Annotated in this window: 23 protein-coding genes; 8 read left to right on the forward strand and 15 right to left on the reverse strand. The window is 66.2% G+C overall.

Annotated features, from left to right (window positions below):
* Window positions 1–62: 62 nt before the first annotated feature.
* From HCU64_RS17235 to HCU64_RS17245, 3 genes are all read right to left on the reverse strand, one after another.
* Window positions 63–446, reverse strand: a complete 384-nt coding sequence (locus tag HCU64_RS17235; RefSeq protein WP_233385372.1) for a response regulator — start codon at window positions 444–446, stop codon at window positions 63–65.
* Window positions 447–739: 293 nt separating this feature from the next.
* Window positions 740–1243 carry a MucR family transcriptional regulator gene (locus tag HCU64_RS17240; RefSeq protein WP_233385373.1) on the reverse strand — a complete coding sequence of 168 codons (504 nt, stop codon included), beginning with the start codon at window positions 1241–1243 and terminating at the stop codon, window positions 740–742.
* Window positions 1244–1767: 524 nt separating this feature from the next.
* Window positions 1768–3048 carry an O-acetylhomoserine aminocarboxypropyltransferase gene (locus tag HCU64_RS17245; RefSeq protein WP_233385374.1) on the reverse strand — a complete coding sequence of 427 codons (1281 nt, stop codon included), beginning with the start codon at window positions 3046–3048 and terminating at the stop codon, window positions 1768–1770.
* A gap of 93 nt (window positions 3049–3141) precedes the next feature.
* On the opposite strand from HCU64_RS17245, the gene HCU64_RS17250 reads away from it, so the two are divergent.
* Both HCU64_RS17250 and HCU64_RS17255 read left to right on the forward strand, forming a co-directional pair.
* Window positions 3142–4404, forward strand: coding sequence for an MFS transporter (locus HCU64_RS17250; protein WP_233385375.1), 1263 nt, complete (start codon window positions 3142–3144; stop codon window positions 4402–4404).
* A 157-nt stretch (window positions 4405–4561) separates the two neighbouring features.
* Entirely contained in the window at window positions 4562–5227 is a 666-nt protein-coding gene (locus HCU64_RS17255) for a hypothetical protein (RefSeq protein WP_233385376.1), read from the forward strand.
* Window positions 5228–5248: 21 nt separating this feature from the next.
* On the opposite strand, the gene HCU64_RS17260 is transcribed toward HCU64_RS17255, so the two are convergent.
* Window positions 5249–5788, reverse strand: a complete 540-nt coding sequence (locus tag HCU64_RS17260; RefSeq protein WP_233385377.1) for a CoA-binding protein — start codon at window positions 5786–5788, stop codon at window positions 5249–5251.
* Between the two features lie 40 nt (window positions 5789–5828).
* Here HCU64_RS17260 and HCU64_RS17265 point away from each other — a divergent pair, with 40 nt between their 5' ends.
* A complete protein-coding gene (locus HCU64_RS17265; protein ID WP_233385506.1) occupies window positions 5829–6254 on the forward strand; it encodes a PaaI family thioesterase in 426 nt (141 codons plus the stop codon).
* A 584-nt stretch (window positions 6255–6838) separates the two neighbouring features.
* Here HCU64_RS17265 and HCU64_RS17270 read toward each other — a convergent pair.
* The 4 genes from HCU64_RS17270 to HCU64_RS25295 all read right to left on the reverse strand — a co-directional run bounded on the left by HCU64_RS17270 (window position 6839) and on the right by HCU64_RS25295 (window position 9624).
* A complete protein-coding gene (locus tag HCU64_RS17270; protein WP_233385378.1) occupies window positions 6839–7480 on the reverse strand; it encodes a protein-S-isoprenylcysteine O-methyltransferase in 642 nt (213 codons plus the stop codon).
* Entirely contained in the window at window positions 7477–8700 is a 1224-nt protein-coding gene (locus HCU64_RS17275) for a hypothetical protein (RefSeq protein ID WP_233385380.1), read from the reverse strand. Before HCU64_RS17275 ends, HCU64_RS17270 begins: the two co-directional genes overlap by 4 nt.
* Before the next feature lie 13 nt (window positions 8701–8713).
* Window positions 8714–9358 carry a hypothetical protein gene (locus tag HCU64_RS17280; protein WP_233385381.1) on the reverse strand — a complete coding sequence of 215 codons (645 nt, stop codon included), beginning with the start codon at window positions 9356–9358 and terminating at the stop codon, window positions 8714–8716.
* Window positions 9359–9492: 134 nt separating this feature from the next.
* A complete protein-coding gene (locus HCU64_RS25295; RefSeq protein WP_267922459.1) occupies window positions 9493–9624 on the reverse strand; it encodes a hypothetical protein in 132 nt (43 codons plus the stop codon).
* 555 nt (window positions 9625–10179) lie between these two features.
* On the opposite strand from HCU64_RS25295, the gene rplM reads away from it, so the two are divergent.
* Both rplM and rpsI read left to right on the forward strand, forming a co-directional pair.
* Window positions 10180–10641 carry a 50S ribosomal protein L13 gene (gene rplM / locus HCU64_RS17285; protein WP_233385382.1) on the forward strand — a complete coding sequence of 154 codons (462 nt, stop codon included), beginning with the start codon at window positions 10180–10182 and terminating at the stop codon, window positions 10639–10641.
* Between the two features lie 2 nt (window positions 10642–10643).
* A complete protein-coding gene (rpsI, locus tag HCU64_RS17290) occupies window positions 10644–11129 on the forward strand; it encodes a 30S ribosomal protein S9 (RefSeq protein WP_233385383.1) in 486 nt (161 codons plus the stop codon).
* Between the two features lie 70 nt (window positions 11130–11199).
* Here rpsI and HCU64_RS17295 read toward each other — a convergent pair whose 3' ends face one another.
* The 3 genes from HCU64_RS17295 to HCU64_RS17305 form a co-directional block, all read right to left on the reverse strand.
* Window positions 11200–11709: a DUF1697 domain-containing protein gene (locus HCU64_RS17295; protein ID WP_233385384.1), complete on the reverse strand. Its 510-nt coding sequence runs from the start codon at window positions 11707–11709 to the stop codon at window positions 11200–11202.
* A gap of 96 nt (window positions 11710–11805) precedes the next feature.
* A complete protein-coding gene (locus tag HCU64_RS17300; RefSeq protein ID WP_233385385.1) occupies window positions 11806–12258 on the reverse strand; it encodes a response regulator in 453 nt (150 codons plus the stop codon).
* 31 nt (window positions 12259–12289) lie between these two features.
* Window positions 12290–12760 (reverse strand): BLUF domain-containing protein, encoded by a 471-nt coding sequence (locus tag HCU64_RS17305; protein WP_233385386.1) that lies wholly within the window; start codon window positions 12758–12760, stop codon window positions 12290–12292.
* Window positions 12761–12999: 239 nt separating this feature from the next.
* On the opposite strand from HCU64_RS17305, the gene HCU64_RS17310 reads away from it, so the two are divergent.
* The 3 genes from HCU64_RS17310 (at window position 13000) to HCU64_RS17320 (ending at window position 18213) form a co-directional block, all read left to right on the forward strand.
* Window positions 13000–14391: a flagellar hook protein FlgE gene (locus tag HCU64_RS17310; protein WP_233385387.1), complete on the forward strand. Its 1392-nt coding sequence runs from the start codon at window positions 13000–13002 to the stop codon at window positions 14389–14391.
* A 91-nt stretch (window positions 14392–14482) separates the two neighbouring features.
* Entirely contained in the window at window positions 14483–16351 is a 1869-nt protein-coding gene (gene flgK / locus HCU64_RS17315) for a flagellar hook-associated protein FlgK (RefSeq protein ID WP_233385389.1), read from the forward strand.
* Window positions 16352–16362: 11 nt separating this feature from the next.
* Window positions 16363–18213 carry a hypothetical protein gene (locus tag HCU64_RS17320; RefSeq protein WP_233385391.1) on the forward strand — a complete coding sequence of 617 codons (1851 nt, stop codon included), beginning with the start codon at window positions 16363–16365 and terminating at the stop codon, window positions 18211–18213.
* 81 nt (window positions 18214–18294) lie between these two features.
* On the opposite strand, the gene HCU64_RS17325 is transcribed toward HCU64_RS17320, so the two are convergent.
* From HCU64_RS17325 to ptsP, 4 genes are all read right to left on the reverse strand, one after another.
* Window positions 18295–19437 (reverse strand): DUF4167 domain-containing protein, encoded by a 1143-nt coding sequence (locus HCU64_RS17325; RefSeq protein WP_233385392.1) that lies wholly within the window; start codon window positions 19435–19437, stop codon window positions 18295–18297.
* Window positions 19438–19878: 441 nt separating this feature from the next.
* The gene (gene prmC / locus HCU64_RS17330; RefSeq protein ID WP_442785980.1) at window positions 19879–20784 is read right to left on the reverse strand and encodes a peptide chain release factor N(5)-glutamine methyltransferase; all 906 of its coding nucleotides are present in this window, start codon (window positions 20782–20784) and stop codon (window positions 19879–19881) included.
* Window positions 20785–20812: 28 nt separating this feature from the next.
* The gene (prfA, locus tag HCU64_RS17335; protein ID WP_233385393.1) at window positions 20813–21892 is read right to left on the reverse strand and encodes a peptide chain release factor 1; all 1080 of its coding nucleotides are present in this window, start codon (window positions 21890–21892) and stop codon (window positions 20813–20815) included.
* Window positions 21893–21978: 86 nt separating this feature from the next.
* Entirely contained in the window at window positions 21979–24243 is a 2265-nt protein-coding gene (ptsP, locus tag HCU64_RS17340; protein ID WP_233385394.1) for a phosphoenolpyruvate--protein phosphotransferase, read from the reverse strand.
* Between the last annotated feature and the right edge of the window lie 24 nt (window positions 24244–24267).

The raw sequence follows: 24267 nt of genomic DNA on the forward strand, positions 1-24267 counted from the left end.
GTCATTCCGGGGCCGCCAGCCGCATTCAGGCCGTGCGACGGCGAGAGCGGTCGATCCAGCGTTCAGGCTGCGCTGACCACCGCGCGAAGCGTCCGCACCAGGGCCGAGGGCTGGTAGGGCTTGGAAATGAAACGTGCGCCTTCCGGGAGATCGTGCGGGCCGGGAAAGCCCATGCCGGAGACGACGAGTACCGGGATCTCGGGCCAGCGGCGGGAGACGAGACGGGCCAGCGCGAAACCGTCCATGGAGCCCTGCGGCATGTCCACGTCGGTCATCAGCACGCCGACGTCATCGCGGCCCTCGAGCATGGTCAAGGCTTTGTCGGCATGGGGAGCTTCGAGAACGGTGAAGCCTGCCTCCGCGAGGGTATCGGAGGCCTCCATCAGGAGAAGCCCATCGTCTTCGACGAGCAGGACGACAGGATTCTCGGAGGGGTCGTCTGTCATCAGCGATGATTACGCTTCCACAAGGCGGTTTCGTGCGCCGTAAAGGCGGGGCGCCGGGAGGTCAAGGATTGGCGAGTGCTTGGTTGTGCGATGCAATGTGTGCCGACCACCCATGGCCTTGATCCGTCACACGGCTTCGGCGAAACGGCGCATCGCACAAAAGCGTGATCGATCCTTCGGCGGCGAATGACCGCCTGCCCGGCAGATCCGATGCCTCGGAGAGAGGCCGGGGTCGAGCATCCGACCCCGGGCGTTTCTGATCGCCGGGGCCGGAGCGGTATCGAGGGTCGAGCTCAGGCCGCCTCGGTGGTCTTCTTGCGGCCGCGGGTCTTCTTGGGAGCCTCGCTGACGGCTTCGGTCGTCTCGGCGGCCTTGGTGGCCGGCTTGCGGCGCTGCTGGCCGAGGCCGAGATCCTTGGCGAGCGCCGAGCGGGCAGCCGAGTAGTTGGCGGAGACGGTGGGGTAGTCGGCCGGCAGGCCGTAGCGGGCGCGATAGGTCTCGAAGTCGAGGCCATGCGTCGAAAGGTGCCGCTTCAGCGTCTTGTAGGGCTTGCCATCGATAAAGGAGATCAGCGCATCCGGCGTGATCGACTTCTTGATCTGGCTCGAAGAAGCCTTCTCAACCGACTCGTCCGGCGCAGCTGCAGGAGCGGACAGATTGGCCAGCGCGGCGTGAACCTGCGAGATCAGCCCCGGAAGATCAGCGGCAGGCAGGGAATTGTTGGAGACATAAGCCGATACCAGATCGGCGGCGAGTTCGACACGGTCGAGTGGCAGGGCTTCAGTACTGTCCGACATTTGTAGCTTCCTGTGTTTGGCTCACACCATTTGTGACCTATGCGGATCGTAAAAAGATTCAAGCGTTTTTTTCAGTGATCGCGCAGGTTCGGCACGTTTTCACGTATAAAAATCCGTTCGTGACCATGGTCTGGCGCCTTTAGGCCCTGTCGGAGCCTGTTGTGCGGAAAAGGAGAACGAGTTTTGGCGGCGGCGAAGCACTCGCGAGACCGCGACGGAACCAGGTTTGATCTGACGCCGAGAGCCGATTCGCGAGGCTCGTTTCGAATCGACGTCTGCCTCGTCTGCGTCGACGGGATTAAAGCGCCAATGCGGCCGGCGAGAGCGGCCAGCGCCCGGGCGCTGGGGGTTACGCCGCTCGTCTTGGTCTCGATTGCAGCGATACTGACGAGTTCTTGACGTGAGCGTGGCCGGGTGCAGGCAGGTCGCCGATGCGCCGGTTCATGGAGAAGCCACGGCCGTCGCGGCCGCCCGCAACGACGTGCGGCGGGTTTCGCCTCGGGTGCGATGGGCCGTCCGGAGGTTCAGGCGTTCAGGGCCGCGTCGAGATCGTCGATGAGGTCGAGCGCGTCCTCGATGCCGATCGAGAGGCGCACCACTTCCGGGCCGGCACCAGCCGCGCGCTTCTGGTCGTCGGTGAGCTGGCGGTGCGTGGTCGAGGCAGGGTGGATCACCAGCGAGCGCGTATCGCCGATATTGGCGAGATGGCTGAACAGCTGGAGGTTCGAGACGAGCTTCACCCCCGCCTCGTAGCCGCCCTTCAGGCCAAAGGTGAAGACCGCGCCGGCGCCCTTCGGCGTGTAGCGCTTGGCGAGCGCGTGGTAGCGGTCGGACTCGAGCCCCGGATAGCTCACCCAGGCGACGGCCGGATGCTTCTGCAGGAATGTCGCCACCTGCAGCGCATTGTCGGAATGGCGCTGCATCCGCAGCGGCAGGGTTTCGATGCCGTTGAGGATCATGAACGCGTTGAACGGCGACAGCGCCGGGCCGAGATCGCGCAGGCTCAGGACCCTGACGGCGATGGCGAAACCGAAATTCCCGAACGTCTCGGAGAGCACCATGCCGGCATATTCCGGGCGCGGCTTGGAGAGCATCGGGTAGCGCTCGTCGCCCTCCCAGCGGAAGGAACCGCCATCGACGATCAGGCCGCCGATGGAGTTGCCGTGGCCGCCCAGGAACTTCGTCGCCGAGTGCACGACGATGTCGGCTCCATGCTCGAAGGGCTTGATCAGGTACGGCGTCGCCATGGTGTTGTCGACGATCAGCGGGATGTTGTGCCGCTTCGCAATGGCCGAGAGCGCCGCGATGTCCGTGATCACGCCGCCGGGATTGGCGATGGATTCGCAGAAGATCGCCTTGGTGCGCGAGGTGATCGCGGCTTCGAAGGTGGCCGTGTCGTCGGTATCGGCCCAGACCACGTTCCAGCCGAAGCTCTTGTAGCTGTGATTGAACTGGTTGATCGAGCCGCCGTAGAGCCGGTTCGAGGCCACGAATTCGTCGCCCGGCTGCATCAGCGCGTGCATGGTCAGGAACTGGGCCGCGTGGCCCGAGGAGACGGCAAGCGCCGCCGTGCCGCCTTCGAGCGCCGCGATGCGCTCCTCCAACACCGCGTTGGTCGGGTTGGTGATCCGCGAATAGATGTTGCCGAAGGCCTGCAGACCGAACAGCGAGGCGGCGTGGTCCACGTCGTCGAAGACGAAGGACGTGGTCTGATAGATCGGCGTCGCACGGGCACCGGTCGCCGGGTCCGGTGTCGCTCCGGCGTGGATCGCCAAGGTGTTGAAGCCGGGCTCGCGGTCGCTCATGGGGTACTCCTCGCGCAGTCGTGTACGCCCGCAGTTCCGAGTGAGGCAAGCCGATGCATTGCGCGGAGGAAACTCGGCTATACAGCCGCCGCCATGCAGTTCTCACCCACCCGCATCTTGCTCGCCAGCTTCGTCGGCACGGCGATCGAGTTCTACGACTTCTATATCTACGCGACGGCGGCGGCACTGGTAATCGGGCCGATCTTCTTCCCGCCGGGCGAGCCGGCGGCGCAGACGCTCCAGGCGTTCGCCACTTTCGCCATCGCCTTCGTGGCGCGACCGGTAGGGGCGGCCCTGTTCGGGCATTTCGGTGACCGGGTCGGACGCAAGGCGACGCTCGTCGCCTCACTGATGATCATGGGGCTCTCCACCGTCGGCATCGGCTGCCTGCCGTCTTACGCCAGCATCGGCTGGGTGGCCCCGGCGCTGCTCTGCCTGTTCCGGGTGGGACAGGGGATCGGCTTCGGCGGCGAATGGGGCGGGGCAGCGCTGCTCGCGGTCGAAAATGCCCCTCCGGGCCGGCGCGCGCTTTATGGCATTGCCCCCCAGCTCGGTGCGCCGGTGGGGTTCCTGGCGGCGAACCTGCTCTTCCTCGGCCTGAATTTCAGCCTGACGCCGGAGGCCTTCGCGTCCTGGGGCTGGCGGCTCCCCTTCCTGGCGTCGGCGGTGCTCGTCGGCCTCGGGCTCTATGTGCGGCTGAAGCTCACCGAGACGCCGGCCTTCGCCGAGGCCTTGGCCAGGACTGCTCCCGAGCGCGTGCCGCTCGCCACGATCGTCACGCGCCATTGGCGGGCGACGCTGCTCGGCACGCTGTCGATGGTGGCGCCCTACGCCCTGTTCTACCTCTCCACCGTCTTCGCGCTGAGTTGGGGAACCGGGCCGCTCGGCTATCCGAAGACGACCTTCCTGCTGTTCGAGTGCGCGGCGATCCTGTTCCTGGCGCTGTCGATTCCGCTGGCCGGTGCGGCGGCTGACCGGTTTGGTCGTCGGCCGGTCCTGCTTTCAGGCCTCCTGGTCACGGCCGGCTTCGGCGCGCTGTTCGGGCCGTTGCTCGGCAGCGGGGAGGGGAGCCTGGTGCTCGTGTTCCTCTGCCTCGGTCTCTTCGCCATGGGCTGGATCTTCGGACCGATGGGCGCGGCCCTGCCGGAGCTGTTTCCCGTGCGGGTCCGCTACACGGGCGCCTCGGTCACCTACAATCTCGCCGGCATCCTCGGGGCGTCGATGGCGCCGTTTGCCGCGCAGTGGCTCGCCGGGTGGGGCGGGATCGGCTCGGTCGGCGTGTATCTGGCCGCCGCTGCCGCGATCAGCTTCGTCGCCGTCTTGCTGATGGCCGAAACGCGTCCGCGCGCCGAATAACGCTCGCAGCACGCGTACAGGCCACCGCCGGGTGACGGCGCGCACGGCAGAGGTTAAGTCGCAAGTTGCATGAGTAAATCAGTTCAAGGATGGTTCATCGATCAATCGAAGATCGTTCGTCGTCTAAACTTGGGGCTTATCGCAGAAGGGCAACGCCATGATCATTTGGGGCAGCTATGCGATGAACAAGAAGCTCAAGACAGGCGAGTTTTACTGCCCGCATTGCTCGAATCCCCGGAATTTCGTTCACAAACGTCCGAGGCGCTGGGGTCATCTCTATTGGATCCCGCTGATCCTGATGGACACCTACGACTCCTATATCGAATGCCAGGCCTGCAAGAAGACCTTCAACGAGCAGGTCCTCGACCACGACCCGCGTCGCGCCAAGGCGGCTGCCGAGACGAACCTTTCGGCGTTGATCGGCCAGGTCATGATCCACGTCGCTCACGCGCAGAAGACGGAGCTCTCGGCTCCGTCCATCGCGATGACGATCAAGGACGTGCTCGGGCTCGAGAAGCTCCCGCCTCGGGCCGAGGAGACGTTCGCGGTGCCGATGGACAAGACCGCAATGCTCGATCTCGTGCGCGAACATGCCGGTCTTCTGACCGCGAAGGGCCAGGAGATCGTCCTCGTGAAATCCGTTGGCGCGATTCCGCTGACGCCCGAGGTGAGCGGGCTCGTCGGCGAAATCGGTGCGGCGATGGGAATGACGGCCTCCCATGTGAACGGCGTTCTCGCCGACCTCGCGCAGAACCCGCCCGCCCTGCGGCTTGCCGAACCGACCGCCGCGCCGAGCCAGGGGCAGCCGGCGGCGAGCGCCTAGATCACCGGCAGCCTCGAGGCCTTAGCGCTCGTCGATCGTCAGTCGCTGCACGCCGCGCTTGTCGAGCACGGGCTTCTTCGCGCTGATGATCCGCGAGTTCACTCCGGTCCAGCCGATCTCGCCCGAGAGGCGGCCATACTCGATCTTCGGACAGCGGTTCATGATGACGGTGACGCCGCGGGCCTCGGCGCGCGCCGCAGCCTCGTCATTGCGCACACCGAGCTGCATCCAGATGATCCTCGGCAGCTCGGGAAGCGCCAAGGCCTCGTCGACGAGGCCGTCCGCCGCGATGGAGTTGCGGAAGATCTCGACCATGTCGACGGGGCCCGGCAGGTCTGCGAGGCGGCCGATCACCGGCATGCCGAGAAGGGTCTGGCCGGCAAGACCGGGATTGACCGGCGTCACCTTGTAGCCGCGCTCCGACAGGTATTTCAGCACGATGTAGCTCGGCCGGGCCGGGTTCGACGACGCGCCGACCAGCGCGATCGTGCGTGTCTGCTTGAGCAGCGCGCGGATCCGGGCATCGGGGTAGTGATCGTGGTGGGCGAGGGCAGCGTCCATTCCGCCTTGTGGGTCAGCGAGTGTCGTGCTGCAAGACGCCATGATCGTGATGAGCCTGGACGAGACCCGCGACTTCCTCGATCGCGAGTTTCCGCAGATGAACGATGGCGGCCGCTCCTACCACCTGGAGGCCGTAGGCCCTCTGACGGCGCGTATGCGGCTCGACCATCACGAGCGATTCCTGCGCCCTGGCGGGACGATCTCCGGGCCGGCCATGATGGCGCTCGCCGATTTCGCGCTCTACGCGGCGATCCTCGCCAATGTCGGCCCTGTGGCGCTGGCGGTGACGACGTCGCTGAGTTTCAACTTCCTGCGCAAGCCCGGGACGGATGGGCTGATCGCCGAATGCACCCTGCTGAAGCTCGGGCGGCGGCTCGCGGTGGGTGAGGTGCGCGTCACGACGAAGGGGAGCGACGATCTCGTCTGCCACGCGACGGGGACGTATTCGATCCCGCCTCGGTCGTAATTGGATCGTTGGTGGACGCGAGCCGCCTGCGGCAGCTCCCTCGGTAATCGGTAGAGGAATTTCCGGGCACGCCGGCAAAGATGCAAATTTTATCGAAACTTTTGAAAGAAACCTCAGTCATGGTCGCTAGATGAGCCAAGCGGTAGGGGAGGTTCTATTGAAAAATATGCTGACCAGCGTTGCGTTCGCGGCTTTAACAAGTTTTCTGACCGTGCAAGCATATGCTCAAGAAGTATCTCAGCGATCTGCGCCATCTAAGCGGACGCTTACGCAGAGTATATCATCATCGATGTCCTTTACCATTCCGGGTCCAGTCGATACTCCAGAGCAGATAAAAGCCAAGAGTGAGAGTGCGCGGCGAACTGTCTACGAGATGATCGAGTCGGAGTGCCGTGTTTTGTCGGAAATCTTCAAGGCAGATTGCCGTTTGGGAGACGTCAACGCCAATAGCTCGGTCGCGACGCGCCGAGAGGGCTTCGAGGGCATTGCCGTGACTGGCCGGGCTACCTACCAGCTGACGCCGCGAGACTGATCTCCGAGTCGCAAGCAGTCGGCGCAAGATCGGCTGCTTGCGAGGCCCTTGTTCAAGGCTTTCGAGCCAGCGCCTTCCACGGCACGACGCGCGGCGTCGCGGCGGCATAGGCCAGCCACTCGCCGCCGAAACGCTCCTGCATCATCCGCTCCTCGCGCGGCACGCGGAAAAAGTAGAGGCAGCCGAATCCGACGAGACCGGAGAGGCCCGCAATCCAGTTCGGCAGCAGGATCGCCTGGGCGAGCGCCCAGAGCCAGAACGCGCTGTACATCGGGTGTCGGACCCAGGCGTAGACGCCCTGCGTCTTGAGGCGGTGGCCGTCCCGCAGTTCCAGGCTGAACGACCATTCGCGTCCGAGACCGCGATGGCTCTTGTCGAACATCCAGAGCGAGAGGGCGGCGACGACGAGGCCGAGCGCGAGCAGGGCGAGATTCGTGGGCCGCTCACCGATCCGCGCGAGGCCGAACAGGCAGTAGATCGTAGGGATCACGCCGAGACCGGTCGCCGAAATCGACAGCAGGAGGTTTTCGCGAAAGTCCCAGTGCGAACTCGCGACTGGCGTGCGCCGCGCCCGTCGCTTGTGCGGAATACGGATCGCGTACCAGCCCACCATCAGGGCCAGGAAGGCGATCTTGCAGAGAAGCGGCGTCGTCATCGGGCGGCGATAGGGGTGATCCGCGCGGCGCGCAATCACGCCTCGCTCGGGCTACCGACTCCCGGCGCCTTGTCTGTGAGCGCGCCGGCTGCATCCAGCCATGCGAGGGCCCCCTCGCGCGAGCGCGCGAGGTCGCCACAGAAGAACGGGCCGCAGGCGAACAGGAAATAGTCGTACTCGCTCCGGCGCGTCGCCGCGTGGAAGAACAGATTGTGCTTGCGGAAGAAGTCGAAGCGCAGGGCGCGCAGGGCCTCCGGCGAGATCATGTGCCGGAAGGTGGCCTTGCGGCTGATCGTGGGGTGCACGGGCGTGAGCCCCATGGCGACCGCCGGATCCACATAGGGGAAGTTCATCACGTCGTGCTGAGACCAGTAATCGGCCCAGACCAGTCGCGATGAGGCGGTCACGGCGGCGGTGGCACGGCGCAGCGGCGCGGCGGCACTGTGCAATCCGATCTTGAGAACGGACGAGCCGATCGTCAGGACTGCGATCCTCGTCCGGCATGAGCCGGAGGTGCCCTCCGGCAGGCCGGCAAGCAGCATCTCGGCGAGATGCAGGATCATGACGGCCCCAAGGCTGTGCCCGATGAGCAGGACCTCGTCGTAAGCATCAGCCTCGACCGCGGCCTGCACCTCGCGGCGCGCCTCGTCGAGACGTGCGGCGAGCTCCGGCTCGAGCCGGCGGGCCAGGACGCTGGCGAAGGCCCAGTCCTCCAGCAGGATGAACAGGAAGAACTTCTTCGAGCAGAGCGCGATCGCCGCGGCGAAGACCGCGAGCCCGGCAAGCGCGGCGAGCATCGGTCCCAGCGGAGCGGAAAGCCACCAGCCGGCAGCGAGGCCGGCCATCACGGCAGCCACCATCATCGCCAGCGGCGCGAGGGTGAAGATGGCGTAGCGCCAGCCATAGCGAAAATAGCCGAGGATCGCCGGGTCGAGCAGGAAGTCGAACAATCCGCGAATGCCGAGGACGATCCGGTCGAGCAGCGGGCGGTGATGCCCCTGCGCGATCAGGTCGTCGAGCCGGATGATCCGGTAGTCGGTCCGCGTGCGCCAATCCGGTCCGGCCGCCTCGGCGGACCAGCGTGCCTGCCGCGGCGAGATCTCGGGCAGGCCGGTCGCCGTCTTGGCCGACCAGGTCTCGCCGAAGGTCGCGAGGTCGCGTCCGAAGCGCCGATGGAAACGTTCGGGGGCCGTCAGCTGGTAACCGTGGATGTGAACGACGAGCCTGCTGCGTACGACCGGTCCTGACGGGACTGTCATACGGCCGGTCGCATCACTGAGCGGCGGCGAGCGACTGGGCCGTGCGGCGGTCGTTGCCTTCGTTCATCCGCTTCATGCCGTTGATGAAGTCTTCCGGCATCAGCAGGGAGTTCGGCGCGCTCAGGCCCATGTAGCGGCCGACATCGGCAACCCAGCCGCTGCAATTGTTGAAGATCGCGTGCCAGGTGCCGGAATTGGCCTGCTTGGTCTTGATATAGGCGACGATCCGGCGGAACTCGGGCTCCTCGACGGTGACCCGGTAGCGGGCGGAGACGTACTTGTCCTCGAGGTCGCCGTCGCTCGGGCCGGTCTCCGATTTCACGGGGACGATGTGGCCGAGCATCCATGGCTGCGGGCTGTCGCCCGCCGGATGCAGGCCGGCCACCACGCGATCGACGAGCTGGCCCTTTGCGTTGAGGCGCCCGTACATGATGAAGGTGTGGCCGTAGCTCAGCGCGTAGCGCGAGCGGAATTCGATGGCATAGAGCTGCTTGCCGCGAACGCTGGTCTGCTGGGCTTCAGGGCCGCCGCGGGCAGCGTCGGCCGGCTGGCCGGTTAGCCCGAGGGCGAGAATGCCTGCGGTCAGGGAGAGGAGGGAGAGCCGGCTCAAGGTCCGCGTCGTCCGGACGCGTCCAGCCAAATCGCGAATGTCGGCCATGGGCCCGCGCTCCAACAGCGTCGTGATGTGAATTGTCTTACGAGCGACGGCGGAAAAGAGTAGGGGCTCGCTCGTGGCGAGCCCCTGGGCCGTCTGGTTCGGAGACCGGTCGATTAAATACTGGTCTTCAGAGATCAGTACTTGGAGATGACCGGAGCCGGGGCCGGCGGGGGAGCCTTGCCCTTGCCGATGCAAGCGGAAGCGTTGAGAGCGACGGCGGCAGCGAAGGCGAGCAGAACGACGCGCTTGGTGGTGGAGGTGATCATCGTGGTCTCCGACTCAGTTCCGAATGAACAACCTCAGCTTACGGTATGGCTAAGCTAGCAATAGTGCAGAAAAAGCACAGTGCGGTTCCATCGCCCCATTTTGGGCCAGGATGGCCCGTCCGCCGGACTTCGAAATTCAACCATTCGCGCTAACCATTTGTTAACTGTTGTGGATTCGGGCCGCTGCCGCGTCATGCGGCCACAGGGGAGCGCTCACGGCCATAGCTTTCGCAAGCGTCGGCGAGATCGGATTGTGGCGCGAATGCCATGGTTCGGGCCGCTCTGATTTGTGGAGATACCTGGAAGTCTTCTAAATACTGCACACGAGCTTGGCGGTTTGCTCAAACGATGCGCAGCTGCGGCGTCGAAAGACGCGAACGACAGCGAGGTATTATGATACCGTATTTACTAAGTGTCTGATAATACGAAGTTACTTGAGAAAATCTCAAAACCAACTTGACGCGTCGCCGTCGACCCCGTAGAGACCGCCCGAACGCCGCTGCGTCTCCCCGACGCGGCGGCGCCTTTTATTCCGAAACCCGGTACGGATCAGCCATGAAGACCACCTCGCTGAAGCCCGCCGACGTCGACAAGAAGTGGCTCGTGATCGATGCGGAGGGCCTCGTCGTCGGCCGTCTGGCTTCGATCGTCGCCATGCGTCTGCGCGGCAAGCACAAGCCCGCCTACACCCCCCACGTCGATTGCGGCGACAACGTCATCGTCATCAACGCGGAGAAGGTGAAGTTCACCGGCCGCAAGTACGTGCAGAAGAACTACTACCACCACACCGGCTATCCGGGTGGCATCAAGGAGCGCTCGGCCAAGTACATCCTCGAGGGTCGCTTCCCCGAGCGTGTGGTCGAGAAGGCCGTGGAGCGCATGCTGCCGCGTGGCCCGCTCTTCCGCCAGATCATGGGCAATCTGCGTGTCTACAAGGGCTCCGAGCATCCCCATGAAGCCCAGCAGCCGCAGACGCTCGACGTCGGCGCCCTCAACCGTAAGAACGTGAGCGCTTGATCATGGCGACGCTTCAGTCTCTCTCCGACCTCAACCGGTCGAACACCGCCACGAGCAACCCCGAGCAGGAGGCTCCGGTCCACGTCCAGAAGCTGGACAAGCAGGGCCGCGCCTACGCCACCGGCAAGCGCAAGGACGCGGTCGCCCGCGTCTGGATCAAGCCGGGCAAGGGCACCGTGGTCGTCAACGGCCGCACCATCGAGTCCTACTTCGCTCGTCCGGTGCTGCGCATGATCCTGCGTCAGCCGCTCGAGATCGTCAGCCGCGTCGATCAGTACGACATCACCGTCACGGTGAAGGGTGGTGGTCTCTCCGGTCAGGCTGGCGCCGTGCGCCACGGCCTGTCGAAGGCCCTGACCTACTACGAGCCCGAGCTGCGTTCGCCGCTGAAGCGCGAAGGCTTCCTGACCCGCGATCCGCGCGTCGTCGAGCGTAAGAAGTACGGCCGCAAGAAGGCTCGCCGCAGCTTCCAGTTCTCGAAGCGCTAAGTTCGAAACGGCAGTTCCGAAACGAGAGGGCGGATCCGAAAGGGTCCGCCGTTTCTTTTGGCGGGCGCCGTCACGCCAGCATCTGCACGAGCTTGGCGACGGTGTTGATGTTCCGGCCGGTGCCGACGGAGGCGGCCGGAATGCGCAGCTTGGACTGCCCCATACCGACGATGCCGTAGCGCACGTAGATCTCACGACGGCCGAGCCGAACCTCTTCGTCGGCCAAGCCGGACACACGCGACAGCATGTCGGGGTGGGTCGCTTCGTCGAGGAAGATCGTGACGACGCGGTTGCCCGGATGATCCGGGAAGGGATTGCGTGCGAGCACCTCTGCCATTTCGGCCGCGTCCCGCACGATGACGCCGACAGGCTTGCCGAGATGGCTCCGCAGACGCTCTTCGAGCGCGAGCTTGACCGCTGCTGCGCTCTTCTCGCTGGACAAGACGACGTTGCCGCTGGCGATGTAGGTGCGAACCTCCGCAAGGCCCGCCTCCTCGCAGAGCCGTGCGAGATCCGCCATCGCGAGCTTGCCCGTTCCGCCGACGTTTACGGCGCGCAGGAGGGCGACGAAGCGTGTCACGGTTTGCGCACTCCGGCAGGGCGACTACCACCGAGGTGCGAAAGCCGTGCGGTTCCAGCCTCGGCGGCAGGCTGAGGATCAGCCCGATTTCGCTGCTTAGAGCTTGCCCAGCAGCGGGAATTCCTGGCTGAGCGTCGACTCCATCGGCAGCGGCGCCTCGCGGCGGCGCGGCTTGCGGTTGAGGACCTGCTTCAGCTTGGTCTTCAGGAGCGCGATGTCGAAGGGCTTCAGCAGGAAGGCGTCGGCGCCGGCGAGGTGCGCGACGTTCACGTCCTCGAAGTCGAAGGTCGCCTCGGTGAGGATGAAGGGCGTGTTCATCAGCGCGTTGTCGGCTCGGACCTCGCGCAGCAGCGTCAGACCGTCCATCGGCTCGAGGTTCAGATCGCAGATCACCAGGGCGTATTTACGGGCGCGCATGCGCTCGAGCGCCTCGAAGGCATCCGACACGCCCTCGACTTCCGGGAATCCCAGTCGGGTCAGAAGTTCGATCACCAGCCGAAGCAACTTCGGCTGATCATCGACGATCAAGATGGCGGGGACGTCGCTCATGGCGCTCTCGGCAGCTTCCGGCATGACGATATCAGACGAAGAGATGATCGATGCCCTGCTTCGACATCGTGTCTTGCTGGAGCGTGGTGGCGAGATTGTGGATCGTGCTGCTCTTCGGCGTTCCGCGTTGAAGCATCGGCAGCAATCCCGCCTTGTTGAAGTGGATCTCGGTGGTTCCACTGCGCACGCCCGTCGTGAAGGACGTGACGAAGGCGCGCTTGTTGATCTCTCGCCACTCGACAATCTTCACGTCGCGGTGGCGGGTGTCGGTCGAGATCCGCTGAAACGTCTCGTTCACGGATAGCCGCTCGCCCTCGATGATCTGGACGGCGAAGCTGCCCTCCACGATCAGGAAGCTCGTGATCACCGAGAACTCGTTCTTCTTCTGCGCATGCTTGGTGATCTCGCTGATCTGACGCGCACGTGAAGGCGCATCGGCGGCGAGGTTGAGCCGCGAGAAGTAGATCAGGTTGACCAGGCTGGTCCGCTTGGCAGGCCGCATAGACTCGTTCCGATCCCGCATTTTGGGCGCAGGAACCACACCCTAGCGGGCTTGCCGATAACGTCGCGTAAACGACGAACACACTCGGCAACACTTGCCGGCCCCGCCGTTTGCCGGGCCAAAATCTGCCGCGTGCCGCGCCAGTGCTGCGAGCAATATCAGAGACTTACGTCTGGCATGAGCGTTGCGCCGCGCTGTCCGAGGGCGGAGCCGCCCAGGCGGCAGAAGGAGTACCGGCCATGGACGTTTTTACCGCGATGCAGACGGCGGTCTCGGGACTGAAGGCTCAGTCCTACGCCCTCGACAACATCTCCGGGAACATCGCGAACTCGCAGACGACGGGCTACAAGCGCATCGATACGAGCTTCGTCGACCTGATTGCCGAACAGACCGCGCGCCGCGAGGTGGCCGGCAGTGTCGCCGCCTATTCGCAGCTCACCAACACCATCCAGGGCAACCTGTCCTCGACCGGCGTCAGCACCAACATGGCGCTCAATGGACAGGGCTTCTTCGTCGTCCAGAAAAAGACCTCGGACGCGAGCGGCAACACCACCTTCTCGGCCAGCAACCTCTATACGCGCCGCGGTGACTTCGCGCCCGACAAGGATGGCTACCTCGTCAATGGAGCTGGCTCGTACCTCACGGGAACGATGCTCGATCCGGTGACGGGGCAATCGACCTCCAACGGACCGATCAAGATCTCGAACTCGGTGCTGCCGGCCAAGGCGACGACGACGATCACCTATTCGGCGAACCTGCCGAAGACGCCGGCCACGGCCAAGACGACGTCGACCGCCGGCTCGGAATTGCTCGGTCCCTTCGCGGATGGCTCCGACCCGCGCATCACGAGCGGGACCGGAACGGCGACGGTCTCGGCGGCGAACGCGCAGAGCTTCGTCGACAACAGCATCCAAGGGCCGCAGCTGACGGCCTACACTGCGGCCGGATCGCCCGTCCCCGTCACCACCCGCTGGGCGAAGGTCTCGAATGCGGACTCGACCGCCACTCCGCCGACCACCGACACCTGGAACCTGTTCTACGCCAACAGCACGTCCACGACGGGCAACAACACCGGTTGGACCAATGTCGGACAGGCCTTCAGCTTCAATGCGAGCGGCCAGCTGACCTCGCCCACGACGACGTCGATCACCATCCCGAACCTCACCGTCGACGGCGCGACGGTCGGCAACGTGACGCTGGACTACGGCGCAGGCGGTCTCACCGAATACGCGTCGAGCACCGGCGGCGCCACGACCAACGCCCTCCAGCAGAACGGCTACTCGTCCGGAACTCTGAACTCTGTGGACGTTTCGGAGGACGGCAAGATCACCGGCACCTACTCCAACGGGGCCTCTCTGACGCTCGCCACCATCAACGTCGTCCACTTCACCAACGATGACGGGCTGAAGCCGGATTCGTTCGGCAACTATCAGCAGACCCAGGACTCGGGTGAGCCGATCACGGGCCTCAAGGGCACGACCATCGTCGGGGGCAACGTGGAGCAGTCGAATACCGACATTGCCGGCGAGTTCTCTAAGATGATCGTAACGCAACAGGCCTATTCTGCGAACACGCGCGTCATCTCGACCGCTCAAACGATGATGTCCGACCTGATCAACATCATCCGCTGAGCGGGGGTGAGGTCGGCATCCGTCCGATGACGCGTCCCGAAACGATAGGACCTGCCGGGCGCGTCGCAGCCCGTTCGAGAGGAGGCGTCACGTGTCCCTCAATGCCCTGAACACGTCGACGGCCGGCCTCAAGCTGACGCAGGCGCAGCTCGGCATCGTCTCCCAGAACATCGCGAATGCTGGCACGGTCGGTTACGTCCGCCGTACGCTCGATTCCGTCACGACGGGGCCGGGCAATTCGGGCGTGGCGACCGGCACGATCAGCAGGAGCATCGACGCAGCCGCGTTGAAGCAGTTGAGGCTCGAGACCTCGGGTGCCGCCTACACGACGGTTCTGTCGAGCGTCCTCACGCAGGTCGACAAGCTCTACGGCACGCCCGGCTCCTCGACCTCGCTCGACGGACTGGTCAACGGCTTCTCCTCGGCGTTGCAGAGCCTGGCCGCCGATCCGACCTCGTCCGCGGCCCGCTCGGCCGTCGTGACGAGTGCATCGAGCCTCGCGTCCCAGATCGGCAGCATCGCGGGAAGCGTGCAGGACCTGCGCAGCGCGATGGAGTCCCAGCTCTCGCAGGACACCACGCAGGCGAACCAGTTGTTGAAGTCGATCGCCGACCTCAACACGCGTGTGTCCCAGGCCAGCGACGGCGCGAACAAGGCCGACCTGCTCGACCAGCGCGACCAGGCGGTGAACTCGCTTTCCGCGCTGATGGACGTTCAGAGCGTCCCGCAATCCGACGGCACCGTCTCACTGATCACCACGACGGGTGTGACGCTCGTCGACCGCGGCAATCCGACCGTGCTGTCCTTCGACTCCCGCGGGACGCTCTCGCCGGGGTCGGAATACTCGACCGATCCCACGCAGCGCGGCGTCGGCACGATCACGGCGAAGACGCCCGGCGGAGCCACGATCGACCTCGTCGCTTCCGGAGCGATCCGGTCCGGCTCGATCGCTGCCGAACTCGAGATGCGCGATACGGTGCTGCCGCAGGCCCAGCGACAGCTCGACGATCTCGCCGCGGGCCTGTCGCGCTCGATGTCGGATAATCAGGTGACCGGCACGGCCGTGACCGATTCCGGCAAGGCCGGCTTCGATGTCGACCTCTCCAATCTCAAGGCGGGCAACGCGATCACCCTGACGGTGAAGGATGGTTCGGGGACCCGAAACCTCATCCTGATGCCGTCGTACCTGACGCCGCCGGCCAATCCCGATGCGTCCCTGACGGACGACCCCAACGCCACGGTCGTCCCGTTCACCATCCAGGCACCGCCCGCGACGCCCAGCGCCTCCGACATCGCCTCCGCGATCTCGACCGCGCTCGGTTCGAGCTACACGGTGAGCGCGCCCGGATCGGCGGGCACGGTGCGTATCCTGTCGAACGGCGGACCGACCCTGCTCGCGGCCAATGCCAGCGTCACCCAGCCGACCTCGCCGACCGACAAGGGAACGGGCACGCAGGTCGCGCTCTTCGTCGATTCTGGCAACAAGAACGGGCTCTATACCGGCTCGTTCGACGGCGGCTCGCAACTTACCGGCTTCGCACAACGGCTCGCAGTCAATCCGGCCGTCGTCACGAACAACGCGATGCTGGTGACGCAGACCTCCGCCGGGGTCAGCGATTCCTCGCGGCCCCAGGCGCTCTACGACGCCCTCAACACCACGCAGCGGACCTTCTCGGCGGCGAGCGGGATCGGCGGCGTCAACGCCCCGACGACGTCGAGCGTCAGTGGGTTCGCTCGCTCGATCATCGCCTCCCAGGGCGCGGCAGCCTCTTCCGCTCAGGATCTCGACGAGGGCCAGGGCATCGCGCTCGCCACGGCACAGGGCCGGTTCTCGAGTGAGTCCGGCGTCAACATCGACGAGGAGATGTCGAAGCTCATCGAGCTGCAGACCGCCTACACCGCCAATGCGCGCGTGCTTACTGCCGCCCGCGACATGCTCGACACGCTTCTGCGCATCTGACGGGGCGCACCATGACGACCATCAACTCCTTCGCCGCCGGCAGCTTCAACGCCGACCGCACCACCGCCAGTCTGCTCACGCTCAAGAGCCGCCTCGACGGGCTGACGAACCAGCTCTCCACCGGCCAGGTCGCCGACACCTATGGCGGCCTCGGCTCGGCGCGCACGGCGAGTCTCAGCGCCCATGCCACGATCAGCGCGCTCGACGGTTACGTCGCCTCGATCACCGGCGGGACGACGCAGGTGAACCTGGCCGCGACCAGCCTGACACAGGTCAAGAAGCTCGCCGATACGCTCGGCAACAGCCTGACCGCCAATCTGCAGCCGAGCACCAGCACCGGCATCACCACGAGCGTGGCACTCGCCAAGTCGGGTCTCGACGGCGCAATCGACGCGCTCAACCAGAACGCGGCCGGCAAATACATCTTCGGCGGCCGCACGACCGACCAGGCGCCGGTAGTGTCGGCGGACCTCATGCTCAACGGGGACTCGACGGCTGGATTGGCCGGGCTGAAGACGTTGATCGCCGAGCAGCGGAAGGCCGACGGGACGGACGGTATCGGACGGCTTCAACTCTCGGGGGCCTCGGGCAGTGCCAGCGTGACGCTCTCCGAGGCGACTGATCCAAGCGTGCGGGCCAATTTCGGCTTCACCATCAACGATTGGTCGAGTTCCAACGCGAGCGCGATCAGCGCCAGCCCCGCAACGCCGGCGGCACAGGTGCAGGTCGGCGGCAACCCGACCTTTCCCAGCGCCTTTCCGCCCGCACCGGCCGATGGCGACCGCTTTCGCGTTGCCGTGAACATGCCGGATGGCAGCCAGAAGATCATCGACCTCACCGCGCAGAATCCCGGCAGCGGTGCCGACGGGACGTTCGCGATCGATCCGTCCAGCGCGGCGAACACGGCGGCGAACATCGCGAGCGCCGTCGGCAACCTGCCGATCGCGAGCATCCAGTCCTCTGGCACTCCGGAGGTCACGCTCGACTACTCGGCGGCACCGGCAGCGCGCAGCGTCGGCCTCACCGTCAGTGACACGAACCCGCCGCAGGATGGCGACACCGTCACCGTCACGCTCGGGATGCATGACGGCACGACCAAGACCGTGACGCTGACCGCAACCACCACCTCTCCGCCGCCGGCCGGCTCGTTCCTCATCGACACGGCGGGAGCAGACGCCGCAACCCGCGCCGCCAATACCGCCGGCAATCTCAAGACGGCGCTCAACTCCGCGCTGGGGACCTCGGCCCAGACGGAGCTCTCGGCGAGCTCGGCGGTCCGCGCCTCGGAGAATTTCTTCGACGGGTCGTCGTCGGCGGGTCTCGCCCCGCGCCGGGTCAAAAGCGACTTGAGCGGCTACGAGGACGTCCCGAAGAACAATACCGTGATCTGGTACACGGGCGACGACGCGGCCACCGATCCGCGTGCGACCAGCAGCGTCCAGATCGGCGCCAACCGCAGCGTCGGCATCGGCGCCAGGGCGAACGAGCAGCCCTTGCGCGACACGCTCGCCGCCTTCGCGACTCTGGCGGCCGACAGCTTCACCGATGCGACCGGGACGCAGGACGCCGCGCGCTTCCAGGCGACCGCCAGCCGGGTTCAGGGGCTGGTGACGCCGAGTGACACCAAGACCAGCGTCGCCGACATGGTGGGCGAGTTCGGCATCGCGTCGAGCACGATGGCCGACGCCAAGACGCAGGCGGTATCGACCAAGAACACGCTGCTCGACTCGATCGAAGGCGTCGAGCAGGTCTCGACCGAGGAGGTGGCGGCCAAGCTCATGACGCTTCAGACCCAGCTCCAGGCCACCTATCAGGTCACCTCGATGCTCTCGAAGCTCTCGCTGGTGAACTACCTCTCCTAATCGTCGAAACCACCCGGCCTGAAACGAGAAGAGCCGCCCGATGAGGGCGGCTCTTCCTGTTTTCGTTCGGGACTTCGGCGATCACTCGCCGGCGTCGGCGACCTCGGGCTTCTCGGGCGCGGTGCCTTCCTCGCCGGCCTTGTAGCGCGTCCGGCGACGACGGGGCTTCGGCGCGGGCGCCGCCTCGTCCGAGACCGCCTCGTGCTGGGGCGCTGCGACGGGCTCGGGCGCTGCGCGCGCCGGCTCGACATTCGCCTCTGGGGCCGGCGCAGGAGGATTGCGCGTCGCCGTCATCAGGAACGCGGGCAATGCCGACGTCTCGTCAGCGCTCGAGCGATGGCTTTCGTCGCGGCGGCGCTCGCGGCGAGGCGCCTCGTTCCGGGGCGGCGGAGCGTCGTCGCGGCTCGGCTCCTGGCGCTGCGTATCTTGACGCTGCGTATCCTGGCGCTGCGCCTCCTGACGTCCCGCGTCCTGGCGATTGCGCTCGGGCCGGCCGCCGTCCTGGCGGTTGTAGTTGCCGCGGCCGTTCTCGTAACGCGGCTGATCCTGATTGAACTGGTCGTTCCGCGCCGCGTCCTGACGGGGATAGTCCTGACGACCGTAATCCTGGCGGCCCTGCTCGGGACGGCCCTGGTCATGCCGCCCGTAATCCTGTCGCGGCTGATCGTGCCGGGACTGATCCTGGCGATAGTCGCCGCGATTGTAGTCCTGACGATTGTTGTCGAAGCGCTGCGGCCGGTCGTTCCGGTCGTTGCGGTTCTGGAAGCGCTGCGGGCGATCGTTGCGATCCTGGCCGCGATCCTGGCGATCATTGCCGCGGTTCTGATGGCGCGGCTCGTACTCCTGGCGCTCGTAGGGCTGGGGCTGCTGGCCCGGATCGCCGTACTCTTCGCCGCCATAGCCCTGACGGCCCTGGTCGGCGCCATTCTGGCCCTGGACGTCCTCGTCGCCCTCGTCCTCGTCCTCGAAGCCGTTGCGGGCATAGCCCTGCGCCTGCGGCCGGTTCGGCTCCTGGGCGCTGGTGATGATGCGGAAATAGTGCTCGCCGTGCTGGAAGTAGTTCTCCGCAGCGACGGGATCGCCGCTCGCCAGCGCGTCGCGCGCAAGCTGGGCGTACTTGTCGGCGATGTGCTGGGCGGTGCCGCGGATTTTGACGTCGGGGCCGTTGGATTCATACGACCGGGTCAACGGATTGGGACCCTTGGGCCGGTTGCGACCGCGCATCCGTCTATTCTGGTTTGGTCTCATCGGCCTCGATTGACCTTTCGCTCGTAACAGAAATGATCTCTGACAGGGTTGATCAGCGGCTTACCCGGACGCTCCGCCACCGAGCCTGATGCCCGCCGCGGGATGTGTCGCCGGTCGATCCGTGATCTTTCACGTCGTGCGTGCCGTCGTCTCGTCCGATCGGTACCCGCGCTCGCCTCGAGGCGTGCTCGCGGAATGACCTTAGACTGTCAGGTTCAAATCCATCGCGCTTAGCGGCAGCCTTGGCTGTGATGCCAGGTGTGCGTTCGCTCGATGGTGGGGCGATCGTCCGAACCGGAGACGGTGCTGATCGAACTCGATCCTACCGTGACCCATGCTGATGGGCCGTCCACGATCTACAACTCGAACGTAATGGCTGACGGCCTCCGCAACAAGCACTTTTTCATGTCGTCGCGATTATTGAACGACTTTGTCGTGGGTTGTGACATCCGAGGATGGCCGAAGCATGACGACTCTCGGGTGTCCCGCGAGATCGCGCTCGACACCCTCGACGATCAGTCCCGCCCGCTGCCCCAGCGTTGCGACGGCCTCTGCCTGATCGTAGCCGATCTCGAAAGCCAGGGCGCCGTCTACCGCGAGAAGGCCCGGTCGTTCGGTGAAGGAACGGATGATCGCCCGGTAGGCATCGAGCCCATCCTGCCCGCCATCGAGCGCCGCCATGGGGTCGTGCTTGCGGACCTCCTCGGCCAGCGTCGGGATCACACCGCTGGCGATGTAGGGCGGGTTCGAGACGATGAGGTCGAAGGGGCCGCCGGCCGCCGCGCACCAATCGCCTCTCACGAAGAGACTGCGGCTGCCGACACCGTTGCGGGTGGCATTGCCGCGGGCGGTTGAGAGCGCGTCCGCCGATCGATCCAGGCCGATGCCGCGGGCGCCGGGCAAAGCGTCGAGGAGCGCCACGAGGATGCAGCCCGAGCCAGTCCCGAGATCGAGGATCGCCGGTGCGGGTGAGCGCAGGAGGCGCAGCGCCGCCTCGACCAGCGTCTCGGTGTCGGGCCTCGGCACGAGCGTCTCCGGGGAGAGCGCGAAGGTGAGTCCGCGAAACTCCCATTCGCCGAGGATGCGCGCCACGGGCACGCCCGCCAGGCGCTGGCGGAGCGCATCGGCGAGGGTTTCGGCTCCCGCCGGCCCAATCGGCTCGTTGCTGCGCAGGGCCAGATCGGTGGGCGTCAGGCCGAGGAGGTGAAGAAGGAGAAAGCGGGCATCGCCGCGCGCCTCGCCGATCCCGGCTTGCTCCAACGCCTCTGCCATCCGCGAGCGCGCCTCGGCGCGGGACAGGCTCGGCTCGAACCCGGTGGTCACGGCTCGCGATGATGGTGGCGGCCAGCGCTCACGCCATGCCCTCGGCGGCAAGCAGCTCGGCCTGATGCTCGGTCACGAGGGCGTCGATCACCTCGTCCAGCGCTGTACCGGCCATGACCTCTTCGAGCTTGTAGAGCGTGAGGTTGATCCGGTGGTCGGTCACCCGGGCCTGCGGGAAGTTGTAGGTGCGGATGCGCTCCGAGCGGTCGCCCGAGCCAACCTGTGCCTTCCGGTCGGCAGCCCTCGCCGAGTCTTTCGCCGTACGCTCGGCGTCGAACAGCTTGGCCCGTAGCAGCGACATCGCCCGCGCGCGGTTCTTGTGCTGCGAGCGCTCTTCCTGGACGAAGACCACGATCCCCGAGGGCATGTGCGTCACGCGAATGGCCGATTCCGTCTTGTTGACGTGTTGGCCGCCCGCACCTTGCGCGCGCATGGTATCGATCTTCAGGTCGGCGTCGTTGATGACGATGTCGACTTCCTCGGCCTCCGGCAGCACGGCCACGGTGGCGGCGGAGGTGTGGATGCGCCCCTGCGTCTCCGTGTCGGGCACGCGCTGCACACGGTGGGCGCCGCTCTCGAACTTGAGCCGCGAGAACACGCCGCGGCCGTTCACCTCGGCGAAAATTTCGCGATAGCCACCCATGGTGCCTTCGCTCTGCGAGAGCACCTCGACGCGCCAGCCCTTCGCCTCGGCATATTTGGCGTACATGCGGAAAAGGTCGCCGGCGAAGAGGGCGGCCTCGTCACCGCCCGTGCCCGCGCGGATTTCGAGGATGGCGCTCTTCTCGTCGGCCGCGTCCTTGGGAAGCAAGATGAGCTGAAGCGCGCGGTGAGCTTTCTCCAGGGCCTCCTCGGCCTCCGGCTTCTCCTCGGCGGCGAGCGCGCGCATTTCGGCATCGCCCTCGGCGATCAGCGCTTCGATCCCGGCGAGATTCTCGCTGGCGGCGCGATAGACGTGGATCGCCGCCACGACGCCGTCGAGATCGGACAGCTCGCGTGACAGCTGCACGACGCTGTCGGCAGGCGTGTTCTCCGCTGACAGCTGGGCAGTGATGATGTCGTGGCGCGCCAGGATGGCGTCGAGGCGCTCGGCTGGGATCGGGGTCACGTTTTCTTGAGGCTCATTCGGAAAGCGGGCTTCCTAGCCCAGTGCCGCCCGGAGCGCGAGCGCCGACACGTCATGCCAGCCCACGTTTAGACCGGAATGCCCCGCGCCTTGGCGAAGGAGGTGAGGGCGGGGCGGAGCGAGACGCCGTCCGTCACCTTGCCGAGTTCGCTCTCGATCAGCTCGCGAACTTCCGCTGCCTCGATCGACAGGACCATGGCCTTCACCGGGCCGATCGCGGCCGGCGACATCGAGAAATGGCGGAAGCCGAGGCCGATCAGCGCCATCGTCTCCAGCGGGCGCCCGCCGATCTCGCCACAGACCGTGACCGGGCAGCCGACCGCCTCGGCGCGGTCCGAGATGACCCGGAAGGCCCGCATGGCGGCGCCGCAGAGCGGGTCGAAGCGGTCCGCGACGCGACGGTTGTCGCGATCGACGGCAAAAAGAAACTGCATGAGGTCGTTGGAGCCGACGGAGAGGAAGTCGGCCTCGCGCGCGATCTCATCGATCTGGAACAGCAGCGAAGGCACCTCGACCATGACGCCGAGCTTGCAGTCGCTCGGCAGCACGTAGCCGTGTCGGCGCAGATGCGCCTTCTCGCGCTCGACGATGCCGCGGGCCCGGGTGAACTCCTCCACCGTCGCCACCATCGGGAACATGATCTTGAGCGGGCGTCCGGCGGCGGCTTTCAGCAGCGCGCGGAGCTGCACGCGCAGCAGGGCAGGGCGGTCTAGGCCGATGCGGATGGCACGCCAGCCGAGCGCCGGGTTCTCCTCTTCGAGCGCCGGCATGTAGGGCAGAATCTTGTCGCCGCCGATGTCGAGGGTACGGATCGTGACGGGCAGCTCGCCGGTGGCGGCGAAGACCGACTCGTAGAGCGTCTGCTGCTCGGCGGCGGACGGCATCCGCTGCGCGACCATGAACTGCAATTCGGTTCGGAAGAGCCCGATGCCCTCGGCACCGGTCTCGGCGAGATGGCTGAGGTCGATCAGCAGGCCGGCATTGAGATTGAGCCCGATACGGACCTTGTCGCGCGTCATGGCCGGGACGTCGCGGAGCGCGCGGTACTGGGCCTGGCGGCGAGCGCGCAGGCGCGCCTGCTCGGCATAGGCCGACTCGATCTCCGGCGTCGGCCGGACCTGGATCTCGCCGGAGGCGCCGTCGACGATGATCGCATCGCCCGAGTCGCACAGGGCCGTGGCGTTGGCGATCTCGCCGACGGCGGGGATGCCCAGCGCCCGGGCGACGATGGCGATGTGGCTGGTCGGGCCGCCTTCCTCCAGCACGACGCCGCGCAGGTTCGCCCGCTCGTAGTCGAGGAGCGCGGCCGGACCCATGGAGCGGGCGACGAGGATGGCGTTGTCCGGCATCGCGGCGAGGCCGTTCCCCGGCTCCTGGCCGACGAGCCGCCGCAGCAGGCGGTTGGCGAGGTCGTCGAGGTCGTGCAGGCGGTCGCGCAGATAGGGGTCGGACTGGCGCAGCATCCGCGCGCGGTTGTCCGATTGCACGCGCTCCACGGCGGCCTCGGCGGTGAGGCCCGATTGCACGGCCTCGCGCATCCGGCGCAGCCAGCCCTTGTCGTGCGCGAACATGCGCACGGTCTCGAGCACCTCGCGGGATTCGCCCGAGCCGATGCCGTCGCCGCGCTCCACCAATTCGTCGATAGCCGAGCGGACGTCCTCGATCGCCGCTTCCAGGCGCTCGACTTCGATCTCGACGTTCTCGGCGATGAGCCGCTTCACGATGATGCGCGGCTCGTGCAGCACCACATGGCCGAGGCCGATGCCGTCCGCGAGCGGCACGCCGCGCTGGCTCACCGGCCGGCGCGCGGCACTTCCGGCACCGGGGGCGAGGGCCTGCAACTCGCCAGAGGCGATCATCTCCGAGAGCACCATGGCGGTGGTCTGGAGCGCCTCGATCTCCTCGTCGGAATAGACGCGGTAGGTCTTGTTCTGGACGACGAGCACGCCGAGCGTGTTGCCGGCGCGGAGCAGGGGCACGCCAAGGAAGGCGTGGTAGATCTCTTCGCCCGTCTCCGGCCGATACGCGAAATTCGGGTGCGACTGGGCGTCCGAGAGCGAGAGCGGCTCGGCCTGCCGGGCGATCAGGCCGACGAGGCCTTCATCCGCACGCAGACGGGTGATGTGCACCGCGTCGCGATTCAGACCCTCGGTTGCGAACAACTCGAGCGTGTTGTCGTCGCGCAGAACGTAGACCGAGCAGACCTCGGCGATGACGTTCGCGGCGATCAGAACAACGATGCGGTCGAGGCGTGCTTGAGCGCTGACCGGTTCCGCCATCGCTTCGCGGAGCCGGCGCAGCAGCAGGCGCGGGCCTCCGGGCGCAGCGGGCATCGAGTCGTCAATCCGTGTTCAGCC

The sequence above is a fragment of the Methylobacterium sp. C25 genome (assembly GCF_021352225.1).
GTDB lineage: Bacteria > Pseudomonadota > Alphaproteobacteria > Rhizobiales > Beijerinckiaceae > Methylobacterium.